This window comes from Streptomyces sp. NPDC006450, assembly GCF_040612195.1.
Classification (GTDB): domain Bacteria; phylum Actinomycetota; class Actinomycetes; order Streptomycetales; family Streptomycetaceae; genus Streptomyces.
In genome coordinates this window covers 176,853-196,477 of the sequence record NZ_JBEXPT010000001.1, presented here as the reverse complement: position 1 = coordinate 196,477, position 19,625 = coordinate 176,853, and the positions used below count along the sequence as shown (strand labels likewise).

Annotated in this window: 17 protein-coding genes and 1 pseudogene; 13 read left to right on the top strand and 5 right to left on the bottom strand. The window is 73.3% G+C overall.

Annotation, left to right across the window (positions count from 1 at the left end; genetic code table 11):
• The first annotated feature begins 6 nt into the window (after positions 1 to 6).
• From ABZY57_RS00905 to ABZY57_RS00860, 10 genes are all read left to right on the top strand, one after another.
• Positions 7 to 441: a hypothetical protein gene (locus ABZY57_RS00905; RefSeq protein WP_356506762.1), complete on the top strand. Its 435-nt coding sequence runs from the start codon at positions 7 to 9 to the stop codon at positions 439 to 441.
• Between the two features lie 66 nt (positions 442 to 507).
• Complete coding sequence (locus ABZY57_RS00900; protein ID WP_356506760.1) at positions 508 to 1,077, top strand: hypothetical protein; 570 nt, start codon at positions 508 to 510, stop codon at positions 1,075 to 1,077.
• Between the two features lie 84 nt (positions 1,078 to 1,161).
• The gene (locus tag ABZY57_RS00895; RefSeq protein WP_356506758.1) at positions 1,162 to 1,824 is read left to right on the top strand and encodes a PadR family transcriptional regulator; all 663 of its coding nucleotides are present in this window, start codon (positions 1,162 to 1,164) and stop codon (positions 1,822 to 1,824) included.
• A gap of 33 nt (positions 1,825 to 1,857) precedes the next feature.
• A complete protein-coding gene (locus ABZY57_RS00890) occupies positions 1,858 to 2,589 on the top strand; it encodes an ABC transporter ATP-binding protein (protein WP_356506756.1) in 732 nt (243 codons plus the stop codon).
• Positions 2,586 to 5,432 (top strand): ABC transporter permease, encoded by a 2,847-nt coding sequence (locus ABZY57_RS00885; protein ID WP_356506754.1) that lies wholly within the window; start codon positions 2,586 to 2,588, stop codon positions 5,430 to 5,432. Before ABZY57_RS00890 ends, ABZY57_RS00885 begins: the two co-directional genes overlap by 4 nt.
• 86 nt (positions 5,433 to 5,518) lie before the next feature.
• Complete coding sequence (locus ABZY57_RS00880; protein WP_356506752.1) at positions 5,519 to 6,058, top strand: bacterial proteasome activator family protein; 540 nt, start codon at positions 5,519 to 5,521, stop codon at positions 6,056 to 6,058.
• 353 nt (positions 6,059 to 6,411) lie between these two features.
• The gene (locus ABZY57_RS00875) at positions 6,412 to 7,305 is read left to right on the top strand and encodes an NTP transferase domain-containing protein (protein WP_356506750.1); all 894 of its coding nucleotides are present in this window, start codon (positions 6,412 to 6,414) and stop codon (positions 7,303 to 7,305) included.
• Positions 7,302 to 8,645, top strand: coding sequence for a molybdopterin molybdotransferase MoeA (locus ABZY57_RS00870; protein ID WP_356506748.1), 1,344 nt, complete (start codon positions 7,302 to 7,304; stop codon positions 8,643 to 8,645). Before ABZY57_RS00875 ends, ABZY57_RS00870 begins: the two co-directional genes overlap by 4 nt.
• On the top strand, positions 8,633 to 9,733 hold the full coding sequence (locus ABZY57_RS00865; RefSeq protein ID WP_356506746.1) for a potassium channel family protein: 1,101 nt from the start codon (positions 8,633 to 8,635) through the stop codon (positions 9,731 to 9,733). Before ABZY57_RS00870 ends, ABZY57_RS00865 begins: the two co-directional genes overlap by 13 nt.
• Before the next feature lie 46 nt (positions 9,734 to 9,779).
• Positions 9,780 to 10,757 (top strand): NAD(P)H-quinone oxidoreductase, encoded by a 978-nt coding sequence (locus tag ABZY57_RS00860; RefSeq protein ID WP_356506744.1) that lies wholly within the window; start codon positions 9,780 to 9,782, stop codon positions 10,755 to 10,757.
• A 221-nt stretch (positions 10,758 to 10,978) separates the two neighbouring features.
• On the opposite strand, the gene ABZY57_RS00855 is transcribed toward ABZY57_RS00860, so the two are convergent.
• The 3 genes from ABZY57_RS00855 to pdhA are packed head-to-tail and all read right to left on the bottom strand — an operon-like array spanning position 10,979 to position 14,501.
• Positions 10,979 to 12,355, bottom strand: coding sequence for a dihydrolipoamide acetyltransferase family protein (locus tag ABZY57_RS00855; RefSeq protein ID WP_356506742.1), 1,377 nt, complete (start codon positions 12,353 to 12,355; stop codon positions 10,979 to 10,981).
• Entirely contained in the window at positions 12,355 to 13,353 is a 999-nt protein-coding gene (locus ABZY57_RS00850; protein ID WP_356506740.1) for an alpha-ketoacid dehydrogenase subunit beta, read from the bottom strand. The genes ABZY57_RS00855 and ABZY57_RS00850 overlap by 1 nt, the downstream gene beginning before the upstream one ends.
• Complete coding sequence (gene pdhA / locus ABZY57_RS00845; RefSeq protein WP_356506738.1) at positions 13,350 to 14,501, bottom strand: pyruvate dehydrogenase (acetyl-transferring) E1 component subunit alpha; 1,152 nt, start codon at positions 14,499 to 14,501, stop codon at positions 13,350 to 13,352. The genes ABZY57_RS00850 and pdhA overlap by 4 nt, the downstream gene beginning before the upstream one ends.
• Positions 14,502 to 14,679: 178 nt before the next feature.
• Between pdhA and ABZY57_RS00840 the strand changes: the two genes are divergently transcribed.
• Together ABZY57_RS00840 and ABZY57_RS00835 are read left to right on the top strand one after the other, a co-directional pair.
• Positions 14,680 to 15,258, top strand: a complete 579-nt coding sequence (locus tag ABZY57_RS00840) for an Lrp/AsnC family transcriptional regulator (RefSeq protein ID WP_356506736.1) — start codon at positions 14,680 to 14,682, stop codon at positions 15,256 to 15,258.
• Positions 15,255 to 15,582: pseudogene (locus tag ABZY57_RS00835) on the top strand (DinB family protein); the annotation flags it as partial. The gene ABZY57_RS00840 and the pseudogene ABZY57_RS00835, both read left to right, overlap by 4 nt.
• Before the next feature lie 54 nt (positions 15,583 to 15,636).
• On the opposite strand, the gene ABZY57_RS00830 reads toward ABZY57_RS00835, so the two are convergent.
• Entirely contained in the window at positions 15,637 to 16,224 is a 588-nt protein-coding gene (locus tag ABZY57_RS00830; protein WP_356506734.1) for a TetR/AcrR family transcriptional regulator, read from the bottom strand.
• The gene (locus tag ABZY57_RS00825) at positions 16,221 to 17,783 is read right to left on the bottom strand and encodes a 3-hydroxyacyl-CoA dehydrogenase (protein ID WP_356506732.1); all 1,563 of its coding nucleotides are present in this window, start codon (positions 17,781 to 17,783) and stop codon (positions 16,221 to 16,223) included. Before ABZY57_RS00825 ends, ABZY57_RS00830 begins: the two co-directional genes overlap by 4 nt.
• A 157-nt stretch (positions 17,784 to 17,940) precedes the next feature.
• Between ABZY57_RS00825 and paaN the strand changes: the two genes are divergently transcribed.
• Positions 17,941 to 19,623: a phenylacetic acid degradation protein PaaN gene (gene paaN, locus ABZY57_RS00820; protein WP_356506730.1), complete on the top strand. Its 1,683-nt coding sequence runs from the start codon at positions 17,941 to 17,943 to the stop codon at positions 19,621 to 19,623.
• Positions 19,624 to 19,625: the final 2 nt, after the last annotated feature.

The following is a 19,625-nucleotide window of genomic DNA, read 5'->3' as shown; positions in this document are numbered from 1 at the left end:
GTCCTGTTGCACCACCCCGCGCGCACCCTCGTACGCGTCCTCACCGCCACCGCCGCCGCGCTGGCGGTGGGCGCGCTCGCCGTCGGGCCCGCCTCGGCGGCCGGCGCCTCGTCCAGCTGCGACACCACCGGCGCCTACGGCAGCGCCGACTGGACCTGGCTGAACGGCTCCACCCTCATCCACATCAAGCTCACGTCCGTGGACACCTCGGACGACGCCCGGGTCGCGGGGGTCCAGCTCTACACGCTGGACCACCGGGGCGGCTCGCACGACTGGCCCTGGCGCTTCAACAAGCGTGGGGCCGGCAAGAGCCAGACCTGGGAGACCACCCTCCAGGACAAGCGCGGGATCGACCGGGTCGGCGTACAGGCCGCGGCCTTCGACGACGCCGGCTACCGGAGCCTGTGCGGGTCCGCATCCGTGAAGAATCCGGCCTTCTGAGCGGGCCGGCATCCCGAACGGCCCGTACGGGATGCCGGTTTTGTCCCGTTATGTAAATCTGAGTCCGTGACCTACGCCCGCGCGCTGCGCTGGACCGCCGGGGCAGCGTTGGCGACCGCCGCGCTGCTGGTCACGGCGCCTGCGCACGCCGCGGCCTCCGGGTCCGCCCCAGCCTCGGCCCCGGTCCCGTCCTCGGCCCCGGTCTCCGCCTTCGCCCCGGCCCTCCCGTTCGCCTCCGCCCATGTCTTCAGCCCCGGCTCCGCCGCAGCCCGCGGTTCCGTCGCCGCCCCCGCTGCCGCGACCGACGCAGCGGCGGACCAGGCCTTCGAGGATCTCGCAGGAAGTCCCGCCGGGGCCGGGCGGGAGCGGCCCGGGCGACCGGTGGGCGAGCCCGCCAATCCCGAGACCGTGCTCGCCGCGCGACCCGTTCCGGCGCACCCGCGCACCGAGCAGCTCCCCGCGGTTCCCGCGATCCCGGCGGAGCCCTCGGTGCCGCCGTTGGTCGGCGCGCTCGGCACCGAGCCGAACGAGCGGGCCGCCGACCTGGCCGCGCACATACTGCCGCTCGGAACGGGATTCGCCCTGATGGGACTGGGTCTCGGGTACATGGGGATGCGGCTGCGCCGGGGCCCGTAGCCCCGGTCCCGCCCGCGGGTCCCCCTTGCGGTGTAGGTCCCAGGATGGTTGCGGAGCGGTACATACTCGGTATACATACTGAGTATGTCGATCCGCCACGGCCTTCTCGCCCTGCTGGAACGGGGCCCCCGGTACGGCTCCCAGCTGCGCACCGAATTCGAGTCCCGCACCGGTTCCACCTGGCCCCTGAACGTCGGGCAGGTGTACACCACGCTCGCCCGGCTGGAGCGCGACGGCCTCGTCGCCCCCGGCGGCGAGGACACGGCCGGGCACACGCTGTACGCCATCACCGAGACCGGGCGCCACGAACTGCGCGAGTGGTACGAGCGTCCCGTCGACCGGGCCAACCCGCCCCGGGACGAGCTCGCCATCAAGCTCGCCATGGCCGTCGGCGCGCCCGGGGTGGACATCCGCGCCGTCATCCAGGCCCAGCGGCACGCCACCGTCCAGGCCATGCAGGACTACACCCGGCTCAAGGCGCAGGCGCTCGCCGCCATCGAGAGCGGGCGGTCCGGCGAGCGTGACGACATCGCCTGGCTGCTCGTCCTGGAACAGCTGATCTTCCAGACCGAGGCCGAGGCCCGCTGGCTCGACCACTGCGAGTCCCGGCTCGTACGGCTGTCCGCGCGAGGGGAGCGCGCGCCGGCCGAGGCCGAACCGCCCGAGGGCACCACCCTCCCGACCACGCCCAAGCCCACGACCACCGACCGGTCCCTTTCCCGTACCGCCCGCACGCGGCGGGTCTGAACCACCGCTCCACGTCCCAGGGGGGAACCCTTCATGCCCGACCAGCCCGTATTGCAGCTGGACAAGCTCGTCCGCATCCACGGCAGCGGCGCCACCGAGGTGCACGCCCTGCGCGGGATCGACCTCTCCGTGTACCCCGGCGAACTCGTCGCCGTCATGGGCCCCTCCGGGTCCGGCAAGTCCACGCTGCTGACCCTCGCCGGCGGACTCGACACCCCGAGCAGCGGCAAGGTGATCGTCGAGGGCACCGACATCACCACCGCGAGCCGCAAGCAGCTGGCCGCCCTGCGCCGCCGCAGCATCGGGTACGTCTTCCAGGACTACAACCTGATCCCGGCGCTCACCGCCGCCGAGAACGTCGCCCTGCCGCTCGAACTCGACGGCGTCTCCGCCCGCAAGGCCCGCGTCTCCGCGCTCGCCGCCCTGGAGGAGATGAACCTCGGGCAGCTCGCCGACCGCTTCCCCGACGAGATGTCCGGCGGCCAGCAGCAGCGCGTGGCCATCGCCCGCGCACTGGTCGGCGACCGCCGCCTCGTCCTCGCCGACGAGCCGACCGGCGCCCTGGACTCCGAGACCGGCGAATCCGTGCTCGCCCTGCTGCGCTCGCGCTGCGACGCCGGCGCGGCCGGGATCCTGGTCACCCACGAACCGCGCTTCGCCGCGTGGGCCGACCGCGTGGTGTTCCTGCGCGACGGCAGCGTCGTCGACGAGACCCTGCGCAGCCAGGCCGACTCCCTGCTCTCCGGGCAGGCGGCCGCTCAGTGATCTCCTCGTACCACTCCTGGATCGCGGCGATCCGAATAGCCCGCCGCGACGCCTGGCGCTCCAAGGGCCGCAGCGCCCTCGTCCTGGCCATGATCGCCCTGCCGATCGTCGGCGTGAGCGCCGTCGACCTCACCGTGCGCAGCTCGGAGCTCTCCACCGAGCAGCGCGTCGGGCGGGTGCTCGGCGCCGCCGACGCCAAGGTGACCTCGCCCCACATGGACACGCCCCTCTACCAGAGCCCCGACGCGCAGAGCTACGCCCCGGTCGGCGGCTTCGACAAGTACGACCCGAGCTCGGACCGCCGCAACAAGGCCGCCGCGCCCCAACTCCCGGCCGGAGCGCAGTCCGTCAAGGACAGCAAGTCCTACGCCAAGGTCCGTACCCGGCACGGGATCATGGACGCCGGGCTGCGCGAGATCGACCCGGCGAGCCCGCTGGTCAAGGGCCTGTGGACACTGGAGCGCGGCCGGCTGCCGAAGGCTCCCGGCGAGATCCTCGCCACCGGCGCCTTCCTGGAGGAGTCCGGGTACTTCCTCGGCTCCAGCGTGACCCCGCGCGAGTCGAAGACCTCGTACAAGATCGTCGGCGTCTACGAGATGCCCAACGAACTGCACAACGCGCAGCTCCTGGCCCTGCCGGGCACCTTGCTCGCCCCGCTCGACCGGGACCGGAAGGCCGCCGGCAGCACGGGGCTGGATCCCCAGGACGAGTACCTGGTGAAGGTCGGCGGCGAAGGTTTCACGTGGAACATGGTCAAGGAGGTCAACGCCAAGCAGCACCTCCTCGTCGAATCGCGCGTCGTGCTGCTCGACCCGCCGGCCGACTCCGAAGTGCCGCTCTACACCGAGCAGCCCAAGGACACGTGGCGGCCCGGAGCCACCATCGGAGCCACCGAACTCGCCATCGTCTCCACCGTCGTCGGCCTCGCCATGCTGGAGATCTGCCTGCTGGCCGGACCCGCCTTCGCGGTGGGGGCCCGGCGCTCGCGCCGCCAGCTCGGCCTCGTCGGCGCCAACGGCGGTGACCGGCGGCACATCCGGGCCATCGTGCTCTCCGGCGGCCTCGTCATCGGCGCCGCGGCGGCCGTCATCGGCACCGCTCTCGGCATCGCCCTCACGGTCGGGCTCCGCCCGGTGCTGGAGGACACGATCGGCCAGCGGTTCGGCAGCTTCGACGTCCGCCCGCTGGAGCTCCTCGCCATCGGCCTGCTCGCCGTCCTGACCGGGCTGCTGGCCGCCATCGTCCCCGCCGTCAACGCCTCCCGGCAGACCGTCCTGGCCTCCCTCACCGGCCGCCGCGGCGTGCGCCGGGCCAACCGGGTGCTGCCCGTCCTCGGCCTGATCGCCATCGCGGCCGGGGCCGCCATCGCCCTGTTCGGCACCGTCTCCAAGATGGGCGCCACCGTCGTCGCGGGCGGCAGCGCCATCGCCGAGCTCGGCATCGTCGCCCTCACCCCCACCCTGGTCGGCCTGTTCGGCCGGGCCGGCCGGTGGCTGCCGCTGTCGCCCCGCCTCGCGCTGCGCGACGCCGTCCGCAACCGGGGGCGCACGGCGCCCGCCGTGGCCGCCGTACTGGCCGCCGTCGCCGGCACCGTCGCCGTGGCCACGTACCAGCACAGCAGGGAGATCCAGGCACGGCACGAGTACGTCGCCCAGCTTCCGTACGGCGCCGGTCTGATCGAGACCAACGACTACAGCGCGTTCCGGGACGTGCCCGCGATGCGCGAGACCCTGACGAAGGAACTCCCGGTGGCCGTACGGGCCGACGTGGACCGCCTCGTCGTCGGCAAGCCGGGCTGCACCCCGTACGGGGAGGATCCGGAGTGCGGGCAGGCCGAGGTCATCATCCCGAAGGAGCAGCGCTGCCCCCTCTACTCGGCCGCGAACGGACCGGAATCGTTCTCCCTGGCCGAGCGCAAGGAGCTGCAGAACGACTGGCGTTGCCAGTACGACCGCTTCGGCATCCAGTACTCCCTGGTCGTCGCCGACGAGAAGCTGATGTCCGTCCTGGGCGTCCAGGATCCGGGCGCCGCGGCCGCGCTGAAGGCGGGCAAGGCCGTCTCCTTCAAGAAGCAGAACGTGCGCGAGGACAAGGTCACCGTCCGGCTGATCAAGGGCCGGGGCGAGCCCGCCCCCGGCTCCGCACCCGATGAGCCGGCGGCCGGCCAGGACAAGGTGTTCGCCGCGTACCAGGTGCCCGAGTCGGTGACGGGCTACGGCCTGGCCCTGGTGCTGCCGCCCTCGGCCGCGAAGAGCGCCGGCATCGCCAGCGTCCCCTTCGGCTCGTACTTCACCCTCGACGGGGGGGCGAGCTCCGAGCAGCGCCAGCGCCTCGACGGGGCCCTGGACAAGCTGGGCGTGGACACGAACGTACGGATCGAGAAGGGCTACGAGGGCGACGACAGCCTGACCATGCTCGTCCTGACCATCTTCGCGGGCCTGGTGACCATCGGCGCGGCCGGCATCGCCACCGGCCTGGCCCAGGCGGACGCCGAGGGCGACCTGAAGACCCTGGCGGCGGTCGGCGCACCGCCGCGGGTACGGCGCACGCTCAGCGGCTTCCAGTGCGGGGTGGTCGCCCTGATGGGCGTGGTCCTCGGCTCGGCGGCCGGCATCCTGCCCGCGGTCGGGCTCCGGCTCACCGAGCAGCGGGCCGCGGCCGACATGGTCCGCCACGGCATCGAGAGCGGCTACTCGTCGGCTTCCGAGGCCATCCCGTACATCCCGATCGCGGTGCCGTGGGCCACGCTGGGCGGTCTGCTGATCGTGGTCCCGCTGGGCGCGGCGCTGCTCGCGGCCCTGGTCACCCGTTCGAGCGGGGCCCTGGCCCGACGCGAGGTCTGAGGCATGTTGGTGCCCCCGCACAGGGTGGATCACGCCCGTGCGGGGGCACACCGAGTGAATACGAAGGTGTGCGAGAGAATGACGGCATGGAGATGCCGAGGAGTGAACGGTCGCAGGACAGCCCCCCGCCCGGCCTGATCGTGGGGCAGGACGGGTTGCCGGTCGGCGGCGCCGATGACGAGTCGCGCGAGGTCCCGGTGACGGAGATGGTCGAACAGCCCGCCAAGGTCATGCGGATCGGCAGCATGATCAAGCAACTCCTGGAAGAGGTACGCGCCGCACCTCTGGACGAGGCCAGCCGGGTCCGTCTCAAGGACATTCACGCAGCGTCGGTGAAGGAGCTGGAAGACGGCCTGGCTCCCGAGCTGGTGGAGGAACTGGAGCGGCTCTCCCTTCCCTTCACCGAGGAGGCGATCCCCTCCGAGGCGGAACTGCGGATCGCCCAGGCGCAGTTGGTGGGCTGGCTGGAAGGCCTGTTCCACGGCATCCAGACGGCCCTGTTCGCGCAGCAGATGGCGGCGCGGGCCCAGCTGGAACAGATGCGCCGCGCCCTCCCGCCGGGCTCCTCCCACGAGGACGACGAGGACGGCCCCCACGGCGCCATCCGCTCGGGCCCCTACCTCTAACCCCACCCCGCCCCACCCCTCCGGGGCCGCCTCCGTGCGGCCCCGGAGCCATGCCCGGCCCCACCCACCCCCGCCGTCGTTCGAGGCCCGGGGTCCGGGTGCATTCAGCCGTCCGGCGTTTGAGGACCGGGGTCCGGGCGCAGCCCCGGGGGGGGCCGGGCGCAGCCCCGGTACCCCTCCCAGCCCGTCCGGCGTTTGAGGACCGGGTCAGGGCGGAGCCCTGGGAACGGAGGAAGGGCGGGTAGGGGACTCCGCCCCGCGCAGCGGCACCCGCAGCCGGCCCGCGGGCCACCGGGTAGGAACCCGTTGAACCCCGAAGCCCATCCGCCCGAAGCCCCCCGCATACTCGGGGCATGACCTACGACGCCATCGTCCTGGCAGGCGGCGCCGCAAGCCGACTGGGCGGAGCCGACAAGCCCGGCCTCCTCGTCGGCGGCCGCCCCCTCCTCGACCGCGTCCTGGACGCCTGCGCGGACGCCCTCACCACCGTCGTCGTAGCCGGCCGCAGGCCGACGTCCCGGCCCGTGCGCTGGGCCCGGGAGGACCCCCCCGGCGGCGGCCCCCTCGCCGCGCTGGACGCCGGGCTGCGGCACACCACCGCGCCGCTGGTCCTCGTACTCTCCGCCGATCTGCCGTTCCTGGACCGGGACACGGTCCATTCCCTGCTCCGCGCCCTCGACGCGCCCGGGCACCACACCCGGGACGGAGCCCTCCTCCGGGACCCGGGCGGCCGCGACCAGCCGCTGGTCGCCGCGTACCGCGCCGAGCCCCTGCGCAGGGAAATCGCCCTGCTGGCCACCGAACACGGCTCGGTCAACGGCCTCCCCCTGCGCGCCCTCACCGCCGAACTCGACCTCACACCGGTCACCGCGGCTGCGCCACTCGCCTCCTTCGACTGCGACACCTGGGACGATCTCGCCGCTGCCCGCGCCCGAATCAGAGAGCATGGAACCGTGCTGGAGCAATGGATCACCGCCGTCAAGAACGAGCTGGGCATCGACGTCGCCGTCGACACCAAGACCCTGCTCGACCTCGCCCGTGACGCCGCCCACGGCGTCGCCCGGCCCGCCGCCCCGCTGACGACCTTCCTCGTCGGCTATGCGGCGGCCCACGCCGAAGCCACCGGCGCCGACCCCGCGCAGGCCGTGGCCGAGGCCTCCCGCAAGGCCGCCGAACTGGCCCTGCGCTGGGCCGCGGAAGGCGAGGCCGCGGAGGCCGCCGGTCCCGAAGCGACCGGCTCCGGATGACCGCCGACCCCGGCACCGACGCCGACGCCGACCGCGCCCTCGACCAGGCCCTCGCGCTGGTCAGCCGCGCCCCCCGTTCCGACGCCGCCGGCGGGGGCGGGAGCAGTGGTGGCGGTGGCCACCGCGCCTCGACCTGGCTCCGGGCCCGGGAGACCGCGACCCGCGCCGGTTCGGCCGTCCGCGGCCGCACCCACCGGGTCCCCCTGTCCGCCGCCCTCGGCGAGGTGCTGGCCGCGCCCCTCGACGCCCTGGGCGACCTGCCCTCCTTCGACACCTCCGCGATGGACGGCTGGGCCGTCGCCGGACCCGGTCCCTGGACCATCCGCCCCGGCGAGAGCGCACTGGCCGGGAGCGAGCGCCCCGCGCCCCTCGCGGACGGCGAGGCCGTACGGATCGCCACCGGCGCCCGGATCCCCGCGGACACCACCGCCGTGATCCGCAGCGAGCACTCCCGCGAGGCCGGCACCCTGCTGTACGCCGAACGGCCCGTCGCCACCGGCCAGGACATCCGCCCGCGCGGCCAGGAGTGCCGCTCCGGCGACCTGTTGCTGCCGGCGGGCTCCCTGGTGACCCCGGCCGTCCTCGGCCTCGCCGCGGCCGCCGGGTACGACGAGCTCACCACCCGCCCCCGGCCGCGCGTGGAGATCCTGGTCCTCGGCGACGAACTGCTCACCGAGGGACCCCCGCACGACGGCCTCATCCGCGACGCCCTGAGCCCCATGCTGGGGCCCTGGCTGACCCGGCTCGGCGCCGAGGTCATCGCCGTCCGGCGGCTCGGCGACGACCCTGCGGGCGCCGAAGCACTGCTGGCGGCCGTCACCGGCTCCGCCGCCGACGTGGTCATCACCACCGGCGGCACCGCATCCGGCCCCGTCGACCACGTCCACCCCGTCCTCGCCAAGGCCGGCGCCGCACTGCTCGTCGACGGGGTCGCCGTACGCCCCGGACACCCGATGCTGCTGGCCCGCCTCGGCGACGACGCCCCCGGCCAGGACCCGGTCCGCCACCTGGTGGGCCTGCCCGGCAACCCTCTGGCCGCCGTCTCCGGGCTGCTCACCCTCGCCGACCCGCTGCTGCGCGCCCTCGCCGGACGGCGTCCGCGCCCCCGGTACGTGGTGCCCGTGGAGGGCGACGTACCGGGCCACCCGCACGACACCCGGCTCGTACCGGTCCTGCTGACCGACGACCACGCCGTACCGCTGCGCTACAACGGGCCGGCGATGCTTCGCGGTGTCGCCGCCGCGGACGCGCTGGCCGTCGTACCCGCGAACGGGGCGCGTTCCGGACAGGAGTTGGAGATCCTCGATCTCCCGTGGGCCTCAGGGGGATGTTTCACGTGAAACTTCACGGATCCGACGCGATGGCACGCGGCGCCGACGAGAAACTCGTCTCGCGCCGCATCAAACTGCCCAGGCGCATCGTCGAGAAACCGCTCCGCCAGGTCTCCCGGCGCCTGCTGATGGCGCTGTTCGTGATGGCCCTGACGGTCCTGATCGTGTGGCTCGACCGCGCGGGTTACCACGACAACGCCAACGACAAGGTCGACTTCCTCGACTGCGTCTACTACGCGACCGTCACCCTGTCGACGACCGGCTACGGCGACATCGTCCCGTACAGCGACAGCGCGCGGCTGGTCAACGTCCTGCTGATCACCCCGCTGCGCGTGCTGTTCCTGATCATCCTGGTCGGCACCACCCTGGAAGTCCTCACCGAACGGACCAGGGAAGAGTGGCGGCTCAGCCGCTGGAGGAAGAACTTGCGTGAGCACACGGTCGTCGTCGGCTTCGGCACCAAGGGCCGCTCCGCCCTGCAGACCCTGCTGTCCACCGGCCTCAGCAAGGAGCAGGTCGTCATCGTCGACCCCAGCGCCAAGGTGATCGACATCGCCAACGCCGAGGGGTTCACCGGGGTCGTCGGCGACGCCACGCGCTCCGACGTCCTGCTGCGGGCCGAGGTACAGAAGGCCCGTCAGATCGTCATCGCCACCCAGCGCGACGACACGGCGGTCCTGGTCACCCTGACCGCCCGCCAGCTCAACCGCGGCGCGAAGATCGTGGCGGCCGTCCGGGAAGAGGAGAACGCACCGCTGCTGCGCCAGTCGGGCGCGGACGCGGTCATCACCAGCGCCAGCGCGGCGGGCCGGCTGCTCGGACTCTCGGTGCTCAGCCCGAGCGCGGGCACGGTGATGGAGGACCTCATCCAGCAGGGCAGCGGGCTCGATCTGATCGAGCGTCCGGTGAACCGCGCGGAGGTCGGCAAGTCGGTCCGGGACACCGACGACCTGGTCGTCAGCGTCCTGCGCGGCCACCGCCTGCTCCCGTACGACGATCCGCACGCGAGCCCCCTCCAGCTGACGGACCGTGTGATCACCATCGTCCGCGCGGCCCCGCCGAGTTCACCGCCGGTGGTGCTCGGGTCGGTGGACTAGCCCGGTCCGGCGCCGGAGGCGACCGCCCGGGCGATAGCCTCCGGCCATGTATGCGATCACCATCGAACAGCCCGGCGGCCCCGAGGCCCTGGTGTGGGCCGAAGCACCCGACCCGGTGCCCGGCGACGGCGAGGTCCTCGTCGAGGTGGCGGCGAGCGCCGTGAACCGCGCCGACGTCCTGCAGCGGCAGGGTTTCTACAACCCTCCGCCCGGCGCCTCCCCCCATCCCGGCCTGGAGTGCTCCGGGCGGATCTCCGCGATCGGGGCCGGGGTGTCCGGCTGGTCGGTCGGCGACGAGGTGTGCGCGCTGCTCTCCGGCGGCGGGTACGCGCAGCGGGTGGCCGTCCCGGCGGGCCAGCTGCTGCCGGTGCCGGCGGGCCTGGACCTGGTGACGGCGGCGGCCCTGCCGGAGGTCGTCTCCACGGTCTGGTCGAACGTGTTCATGGTGGCCGGTCTGCGCCCGGGCGAGACCCTGCTGGTGCACGGCGGATCGAGCGGCATCGGCACGATGGCGATCCAGCTCGCGAAGGCCGTGGGCGCGCGGGTCGCGGTCACGGCGGGCGGCAAGGAGAAGCTGGCGCGCTGCGCCGAACTGGGCGCCGACATCCTGATCGACTACCGCGAGCAGGACTTCGTCGAGGAGATCCGGGCAGCCACGGACGGCGCCGGGGCGGACGTGATCCTGGACATCATGGGCGCGAAGTACCTGACCCGGAACGTGGACGCGCTGGCCGTCAACGGCCGCCTCGCGATCATCGGGCTCCAGGGCGGGGTAAAGGCGGAGCTCAACCTGGCCGCGCTGCTGGCGAAGCGGGCGGCCATCACCGCCACCACGCTCCGGGCGCGGCCCCTGGAGGAGAAGGCGGCGATCGTCGCGGCCGTACGGGAACACGTGTGGCCCCTCATCGCAGCCGGCCGGGTCCACCCGGTGGTACACGCGACGTACCCGATGAGCGAGGCGGCGCAGGCCCACCGCGTCCTGGAGTCGAGCAGCCACGTAGGCAAGTTGCTGCTGACCACCTGAGCCCGTGTCCAGCCCCGCCGCCATGTGAGACGCGGGGTCTGGGGCGGAGCCCCGTGGGGGTCCGGGCGCAGCCCGGTACCCCTCTCCAGCCCGTCCGGCGCCTGAGGACCGGGGTCCGGGCAGAGCCCGGGGAACGGGCAGAGCCCGGGGAACGGGCGAAGGGCGGGTAGGAGACTCTGCCCCGCAGGACAGAGAACCCGCACCCGCCCCCACCCGCGGAGCTACAGGCTGCGCAGCAGCACCGAGGGCGACTCCACGCAGTCGGCCACGTACCGGAGGAACCCGCCCGCGGTCCCGCCGTCACACACCCGATGATCGAAGGTCAGCGAAAGCTGCACGACCTGCCGGACGGCCAACTCCCCCTGGTACACCCACGGCTTCGGAATGATCCGGCCCACGCCGAGCATCGCCGCCTCGGGGTGGTTGATGATCGGCGTGGAGCCGTCCACCCCGAACACCCCGTAGTTGTTCAGGGTGAAGGTGCCGCCGGTGAGATCGGCCGGAGCCAGCTTCCCCGCCCGGGCCAGCTCCGTGAGCCGGGCGAACTCGGCCGACAGCGACTCCGCGCTGCGCGTCTGCGCGTCCCGGACGACCGGAACCATCAGACCCCGCTCCGTCTGCGCGGCGAAGCCCAGGTGCACCGCCGGGAGCCGGACGATCTCGTTCGCCGCCAGGTCCACCGTGGAGTTGAGCTCCGGGTGGCGGGCCAGGGCCGCCGTGCAGATCCGGGCGAGCAGGGCGAGCACCGAGATCTTGGGTCCGCCCGCGGCGTTCATCGCCGCACGGGCCGCCATCAGCTCGGTGGCGTCCGCGTCGACCCAGCAGGTGGCGTCCGGGATCTCGCGCCGGCTGCGCGACAGCTTGTCCGCGACCGCCCCGCGCACCCCCTTGAGGGGGATCCGCGTGGCGCCCTCCGGCGCCGTGGAGGCGGCGACGGGAGCCGTTGCGGCCGGCGCCTGCGCCGGTGCGCGCAGGGCCGCTTCCACGTCCGCGCGCAGGATCAGTCCCTCGGGGCCCGAGCCGCGCAGGGCGCGCAGGTCCACCCCGTGGTCCCGGGCCAGCTTGCGCACCAGCGGCGAGATGACCGGCACGGGCCCGGCGACGACGGCCGGTGCGACGACGGCCGGTGCGGTGGCCGCCGGTGCCGTGACCGCCCGTGCCGTGACCGCCGGGACCGCGGCCGGAGCCGGAGCCGGAGTCGCGGGAGCGGCCCCCGGCGCGGCGGAGCCGGGTCGCACCCGCCTCCGACGCGCCGGACGTGAATCGTCCGAGCCGTAACCGATCAAGGGCCGGGGCGCGTTCGCGGAGTCCTGGGTCCCCGCGGGGGCGACGGCACCGGCCGGCACGCTCACCGCGCCCACGGCCACCGTGATCAGCGGGGCGCCGACGGGCAGTTCGGTCCCCTCCTCGCCGAAGCGGGCGGTGACCACGCCCCCGTAGGGGCAGGGCACCTCCACCATCGCCTTGGCCGTCTCGACCTCGACGACGGGCTGGTCGATGGCGACGACGTCGCCGACCGCCACCAGCCAGCGGACGATCTCCGCCTCGGTGAGGCCTTCTCCCAGGTCCGGCAGCTTGAACTCCATGACCTGCGGCATCAGTTCTCCCACTGCAGACGGGCCACGGTGTCCAGGATCCGGTCCACGCCGGGCAGGTGGTGCTTCTCCAGCATCGGCGGCGGATACGGGATGTCGAAGCCGGTGACGCGCAGCACGGGCGCCTCCAGGTGGTGGAAGCACCGCTCCGTGATCCGGGCGGCGATCTCCGCGCCCGGTCCGCCGAAGCCGCCGGACTCGTGGACCACGACCGCGCGCCCGGTGCGGCGTACGGAGGCCACGACGGTCTCCTCGTCGAAGGGGACCAGCGAGCGCAGGTCGACGACCTCCAGCTCCCAGCCCTCCTCGCGGGCCGCCTCGGCCGCCTCCATGCACACCGGCAGGGAGGGTCCGTAGGTGATCAGCGTCGCGCTGGTGCCGGGCCGCCGGACGAGCGCCTCGCCGATCCCCGGGACCGTCGCGGGCGCGTCGGGCGACCAGTCGGACTTGGACCAGTACAGCCGCTTCGGCTCCAGGAAGATCACCGGGTCGTCGCTGGCTATCGAGGCGCGCAGCAGTCCGTACGCGTCCTCGACCGTCGCCGGGGTGACGACTGTGAGGCCGGGCGTGGCCACGTAGTACGCCTCGGAGGAGTCGCAGTGGTGCTCCACCCCGCCGATCCCGCCGCCGTACGGCACCCGGATCGTGATCGGGAGCGGCATCGCGCCCCGCGTGCGGTTGCGCATCTTCGCGACGTGCGAGATCAGCTGCTCGAAGGCCGGGTAGGCGAAGGCGTCGAACTGCATCTCCACGACCGGCCGCAGTCCGTACATGGCCATGCCGACGGCCGCGCCGAGGATTCCGGCCTCCGCGAGCGGGGTGTCCGTACAGCGGTCCTCGCCGAATTCCTTCGCGAGCCCGTCCGTGATGCGGAAGACGCCGCCGAGCGCTCCGACGTCCTCGCCCATCACGTGGACGGTCGGGTCCTCGGCCATCGCGTCGCGCATCGCCCGGTTCAGGGCCTGCGCCATGGTCGCCGGCTTCACCGCCACCGTGGTCATGATCCGTCCCCCTCTTCCTGCTCGGCCGCGTCCAGCTCGGCACGGAGCATGGCCGCCTGTTCGCGCAGCCGGCCGGTCTGCTGCGCGTAGACGTGTGCGAAGAGGTCCATCGGGTCGAGCACGGGCTCCGCGTTCATCCCGTCGCGGAGCGCCGCCGCCATCGCCTCGGCCTCGTCCTTGGCGGCCTTGATGCCCGCCTCGTCCAGCAGGCCGCGGGCGGTCAGCTCGCGCTCCAGCAGCTCGATCGGGTCGTGCGCCTTCCACGCCTCGACCTCGGCGTCGCCCCGGTAGCGGGTGGCGTCGTCGGCGTTGGTGTGGGCCTCGATCCGGTACGTGACGGCCTCGATCATGGTCGGTCCGCCGCCGGACCGGGCCCGCCGGACCGCCTCGGACAGCACCTCGTGCATGGCGGCGATGTCGTTGCCGTCGACGAGGCGGCCGGGCATCCCGTACCCCACGGCCTTGTGGGCCAGGGTCGGGGCGGCGGTCTGCTTGGCGAGCGGGACGGATATCGCGAAGCCGTTGTTCTGCACGAGGAAGACGACCGGCGCCTGCCAGACGGCGGCGAAGTTCATGGCCTCGTGGAAATCTCCCTCGCTGGTGCCGCCGTCGCCGACCATGGCGAGGGCGACCACGTCGTCACCGCGCAGCCGGGCGGCGTGCGCCAGGCCGACCGCGTGCGGCAGCTGGGTGGCAAGGGGGGTCGAGAGGGGCGCTATCCGGTGCTCGCGCGGGTCGTACCCGGTGTGCCAGTCGCCGCGCAGCAGCGTCAGCGCCTGTACGGGATCCAGTCCGCGCGCCACGGCCGCGAGGGTGTCGCGGTAGCTCGGGAAGAGCCAGTCCTGCTCCTCCAGGACCATCGCGGCGGCGATCTCGCACGCCTCCTGGCCCACCGTGGAGGGATATACGGCCAGACGGCCCTGCCGGGTGAGGGCGGTGGCCTGAGCGTTGTAGCGGCGGCCGCGCACCAGCTCGGCATAGCACCGGCGCATCAGCTCGGGGTCGAGCCGGTCGGCGGCCGGGGTGCCCAGCACCCGGTACGGCTCGGGGTCCGGGAGCAGCGGGGCGGCATCCGTACGGGGCCTCCAGGCGGGCGGCGGGGTGGAGCGGTGGGACGCACCGGCACCGGGCAGCTCTTGGACCGTCATGGCGGCGTACACCTCCTCGTGGGAAGCGGGCAGGGAGGGCCCCGGGTGTGAGGCGCCTCACCTACCGATTGTTCGGTTGTCCGGGCAATTTGGCTACAGGCGGCGCCAGGCTGTGGACAAAGTGGCGTCGACGCCCTGGTATGGGTGCAGGACGTCCAGGAGAGGCAGGCATCGGGCGATGACGGATGAACAAATGGCCGGAGCCGGTTCCGGAGCGGGGGGCGCACTCGGGGGCGCGCCCGTACCGCCGGTATCCCCCGGGCCGACGGTGCCGCCCCGCCCGCTGGACCCGATCGACCGGTCGATCGTGCGGCTGCTCCAGGCGGACGGCCGTGCCTCGATACGCTCCGTCGCCGAGCAGGTCCACGTGTCCCGGGCCAATGCCTACGCCCGGATCAACCGGCTCATCGACGACGGGGTGATCCGGGGGTTCACCGCCCGCGTCAACCACGAACGGGCCGGCCAGGGCGCCTCCGCCTACATCACCCTGAAGATCGTCCAGAACTCCTGGCGCACGGTCCGCGAGCAGCTCCGCGAGCTCCCCGGCGCCGCCCACATCGCCCTGGTCAGCGGCGATTTCGACGTCCTGCTCCTGGTTCACACCCCGGACAACCGCACCCTGCGCGAACTGGTGCTGACCCGCCTCCAGTCCATCCCGGAGGTCCTGTCCACGCGCACCCTGCTGGTCTTCGAGGAGACGGACCTGTTGGCCCGCGACCCGGGCGCGGGTCCGACGATCGCCGAGGAGTCCCCGTGATCCCGCCCCGCCTCGCTCCCCTGTTCGAACAGTTCGACTTCGCGCGCGAGCGCCTCACGGCGCGGCCGACGGGGCCCGTCATGGACAGCGGCGACGGCTCGGACACCCGGGTGGGCCCGATGACCGACGAGGAGTACTTCTGGGAGCCGGTGGCGGACTGCTGGTCCGTGCGCGGCCGCGCCGCCGGGCCGGGGGCCGCGCGCGACGCTGCTGGCCGGAGCGGGCCCGTGGGGGCGCGACGCCGCCGCGTACCCGCACCCCTGGCCGCCGCCGTTCACCACGATCGCGTGGCGGCTCAGCCATCTGGGGGAGACGATCGCCCTGCTCCGCGATCTGTACCGGGCCCGGCCGCACTGAGCCGGCGGGGCCGGAGCCCCCTCAGCGCTGGGTGCGCAGGCCGTCCAGGGCCATGCTGACCACCGCGTCCGCGAGCTGGTCGGGGGTGGTTCCCGGATGCGGGCGGTACCACTCGACGAGGGAGTTGACCATGCCGAAGAGGAGGCGGGTGGCGAGCCGGATGTCCACGTCCGCGCGCAGATCGCCCTCGGCGGCGGCGGCCTTCAGCAGCTCCGCGACCTGGTGGTCGAACTCGCGGCGGCGCTCCAGGGCCCAGCGCTCGGTGCGGGTGTTGCCCCGGACCCGCAGCAGCAGGGTCACGTAGGGGAGCTCCCGGGCGAGGACCTCGACCGTGCGGCGCGTGACGTACTCGACGCGTTCGACCGCGCGGCCGCGTATCGCCCCCGGCTCCCCCAGGACCGCGAAGAGCTCGTCCAGGGCCCGGCTGACGGCGCGGTGGAGCAGCTCCTCCTTGCCGGCGACGTGGTGGTAGATCGAGGACTTCGAGATGCCTGCGGCCTTGGAGAGGTGCTCCATCGAGGTCCCGTCGTAGCCGCGCTCGTTGAAGACCTGGACGGCGACGGACAGGAGCGTCTCGGGCGTGTAGGTGTCCCGCTTGGCCGTGGTCATTCGGTCTCCCCCGCCGCGTCGTCCGCGCCCTCGTCGTCCGCGCCCTCGTCGTCCGCTCCGTTGTCGTCCCCCGCCGCGTAGCCCAGCTTGTACAGCGCCAGCGAGGGCGCGTACCGGCCGCCGGGGCAGCGCTCGTCGAGGTGGTGCAGCAGGTCGTACGCCCAGTCGCGGCCGAGCCGGTCGTGCCATTCCGCGGGGCCCGCCGGGTAGTTGACCCCGAGTCGCATCGCCGTGTCGATGTCCTCGGCGCCCGCCACCCCGCGCGCGACGGCGTCGGCGGTGAGGTCGATCAGCATCGCGACCGTCCGGGCGACGATCATGCCCGGGACGTCGCCGATGACGGAGACCCTCTTGCCGAGCTTCTGGAACAGTCCGACGGCCTCGGCGAGCGTCCGGTCGCTGGTGTCCTCGCTGACGGAGAGCGCGATCCGGGTCGCGTCGCGGTAGTCGAAGGCGAGGTCGAAGTAGACGACGTCGGCGAACTCGATCGCCGTCTTGCCGTCGGCGAGCACGAGCTGCCCCTCACCGGGGAGCTGGATGTACGGGCCCCCGTGCTCGACGGACGCGACCTCGATCCCCGCCTCCTCCAGGAGGTCGAGGAGGCCGGCTGCCGGCCCGAGGTCACCGACGACGGTCACCTTCGCGGGCGCGTCCTCGGGGCCGGCGGTGTGCGGGGCCGGGGCCTTCGCGTCCGGGCCGTAGGGGTACCAGCCGTGGCCCGACTTCCGGCCGAGGCGGCCCGACTGGACCAGCCGGCGCTGCGCGAGGGAGGGGGTGAACTTGGGGCTGCGGAAGAAGGACTCCCACACCGAGCGGGTGACGGCCTCGTTGACGTCCTGGCCGATCAGGTCGGTCAGTGCGAAGGGGCCCATCTTGAAGCCGCCGCTCTCGCGGAGCACGGCGTCGATGGTGGCCGGGTCGGCGCCCTGCTCCTCGTACACCGCGAAGGCCTCGGCGTAGAAGGGCCGGGCGATCCGGTTGACGATGAAGCCCGGGGTGTCGGCGCAGCGCACCGGCGTCTTTCCCCAGCCCAGGGCGGTGGCGTACGCGCGGTCGGCGGCGGCCGGGTCCGTCGCGAACCCGGAGACCACCTCGACGAGCGGGAGCAGCGGGGCCGGGTTGAAGAAGTGCAGGCCCAGGAAGCGGCCGGGGTGCGCGAGTCCGGCGGCGAGCTCGGTCACGGACAGGGAGGAGGTGTTCGTGGCCAGCAGCGCCTCCGGTGCAACCACCTCTTCGAGGGCCGCGAACAGTGCCCGCTTGACGGTGACGTCCTCGACGACCGCCTCCACCACGAGGGCCGCGCCGGCCAGCTCCGCCAGCTCGGCGGCCGATGCGATCCGGCCGATCGCGTCCTCGGCCTCGGCACGGTCCAGCCTGCCCTTGGCGGCCATCCGCTCGACGCGGTCCTGGACGAATCCGACCGCGTCGGCGGCGAGCAGGGCGTTGATGTCGTAGATCAGCACGCGGTGACCTGCGAGAAGGGCGACTTGGGCGATGCCCTGCCCCATCGTTCCGGCGCCGACGACCGCCACTGTGCGGGACCGCTCGATTGCTGTCATGCCCAGATCCTCCCGCACCGACTTGTCCACAGGTCCGCCGGGCCCTCTTGTCCCGACCGATCGTTCGGTTACTCTAACTCCAGTCTGCTCTTGTTCATCCCTTCTTGCCTGCCCCGATCGCCTGATCCCGCCCGGCTCAAAGAGGAGTTGGTCCCTGATGGCCGCCGAGCTCACCGTCCCCCAGCTGTCCGCCAAGCACCGGCCCACCCTGGACCAGGCGCTGGCCACGATCCGCAGCCGCGCCTACTGGTCCCCGCACCCCGAGCACCCCAAGGCGTACGGGGAGACCGCGCCGGCCGACGGCCTCGCCGCCTTCGAGGCGCTGCGCGGCACCCGGCTCGACCTCGGGCAGCCCGGCACCGACGGCTGGACGGGCTCGGAGACCTCCCCCTACGGCGTGGAGCTCGGCGTCGAGTACCCGCACGTCGACCCGGAGGTGCTGCTGCCCGCGATGCGGGCCGGCATGGGCGCCTGGCGTGACGCGGGACCGGAGGCGCGCGCCCTGGTCTGCATCGAGATCCTGGCCCGGATCTCGGCGCGGACGCACGAGTTCGCGCACGCCGTCATGCACACCAGCGGCCAGGCCTTCATGATGGCGTTCCAGGCGGGCGGCCCGCACGCACAGGACCGCGGGCTGGAGGCGGTGGCCTACGCGTACGAGGAGCAGACCCGCGTCCCCGGGCAGGCCGACTGGTCGAAGCCGCAGGGCAAGAAGGACCCGCTGGAGCTGGGCAAGACCTTCACGGCCGTGCCGCGCGGCATCTCCCTGATGATCGGCTGCAACACCTTCCCCACCTGGAACGGCTACCCGGGCATCTTCGCCTCCCTGGCCACGGGCAACCCGGTGCTGGTCAAGCCGCACCCGCGCGCCGTGCTCCCGCTGGCGCTGACCGTCCAGGTGGCCCGCGAGGTCCTCGGCGACGCCGGCTTCGACCCGAACCTGGTCGCGCTGGCCGTGGAGCGTCCGGGCGAGGGCATCGCCAAGGAGCTGGCCGTCCGCCCCGAGATCAAGGTCATCGACTACACCGGGTCCACCGAGTTCGGTGACTGGCTGGAGGCCAACGCCCGCCAGGCGCAGGTCTACACGGAGAAGGCCGGCGTCAACACCGTCGTCCTGGACTCCACCGACAACTACAAGGGGATGCTGTCCAACCTGGCGTTCTCGCTGTCCCTCTACAGCGGCCAGATGTGCACCACCCCGCAGAACCTGCTGATCCCGCGCGACGGCATCGAGACCGACGCCGGGCACAAGTCCTACGACGAGGTCGTCTCCGACCTCGCGGGCGCGGTCGGCGGCCTGCTCGGCGACGACGCGCGGGCCAACGCCCTGCTCGGCGCGCTGGTCAACCCGGACGTCAAGGCCCGCCTGGAGGCCGCGGCCGGTCTCGGCGAGGTCGCGCTGGCCTCGCGCGAGGTGACGAACCCCGAGTTCCCGGGCGCCGTCGTGCGCACCCCGGTGATGGTGAAGCTGGACTCCGCCAAGCCGGACGACTCCGCCCCCTACCTCTCCGAGTGCTTCGGCCCGGTCTCCTTCGCGGTGGCGGTCGACTCCACGGAGAGCGCCCTCGACCTGCTGCGGCGCACCGTCCGCGAGAAGGGCGCCATGACGGTCGGGGCGTACACCACGTCCGCCGACACCGAGCGGGCCATCGAGGAGGTCTGCCTGGAGGAGTCGGCGCAGCTCTCGCTGAACCTGACGGGCGGGGTCTATGTGAACCAGACCGCGGCCTTCTCCGACTTCCACGGCTCCGGCGGCAACCCGGCGGCGAACGCCGCGCTGTGCGACGGGGCGTTCGTGTCGAACCGCTTCCGCGTGGTGGAGGTCCGCCGCCAGGGCTGATC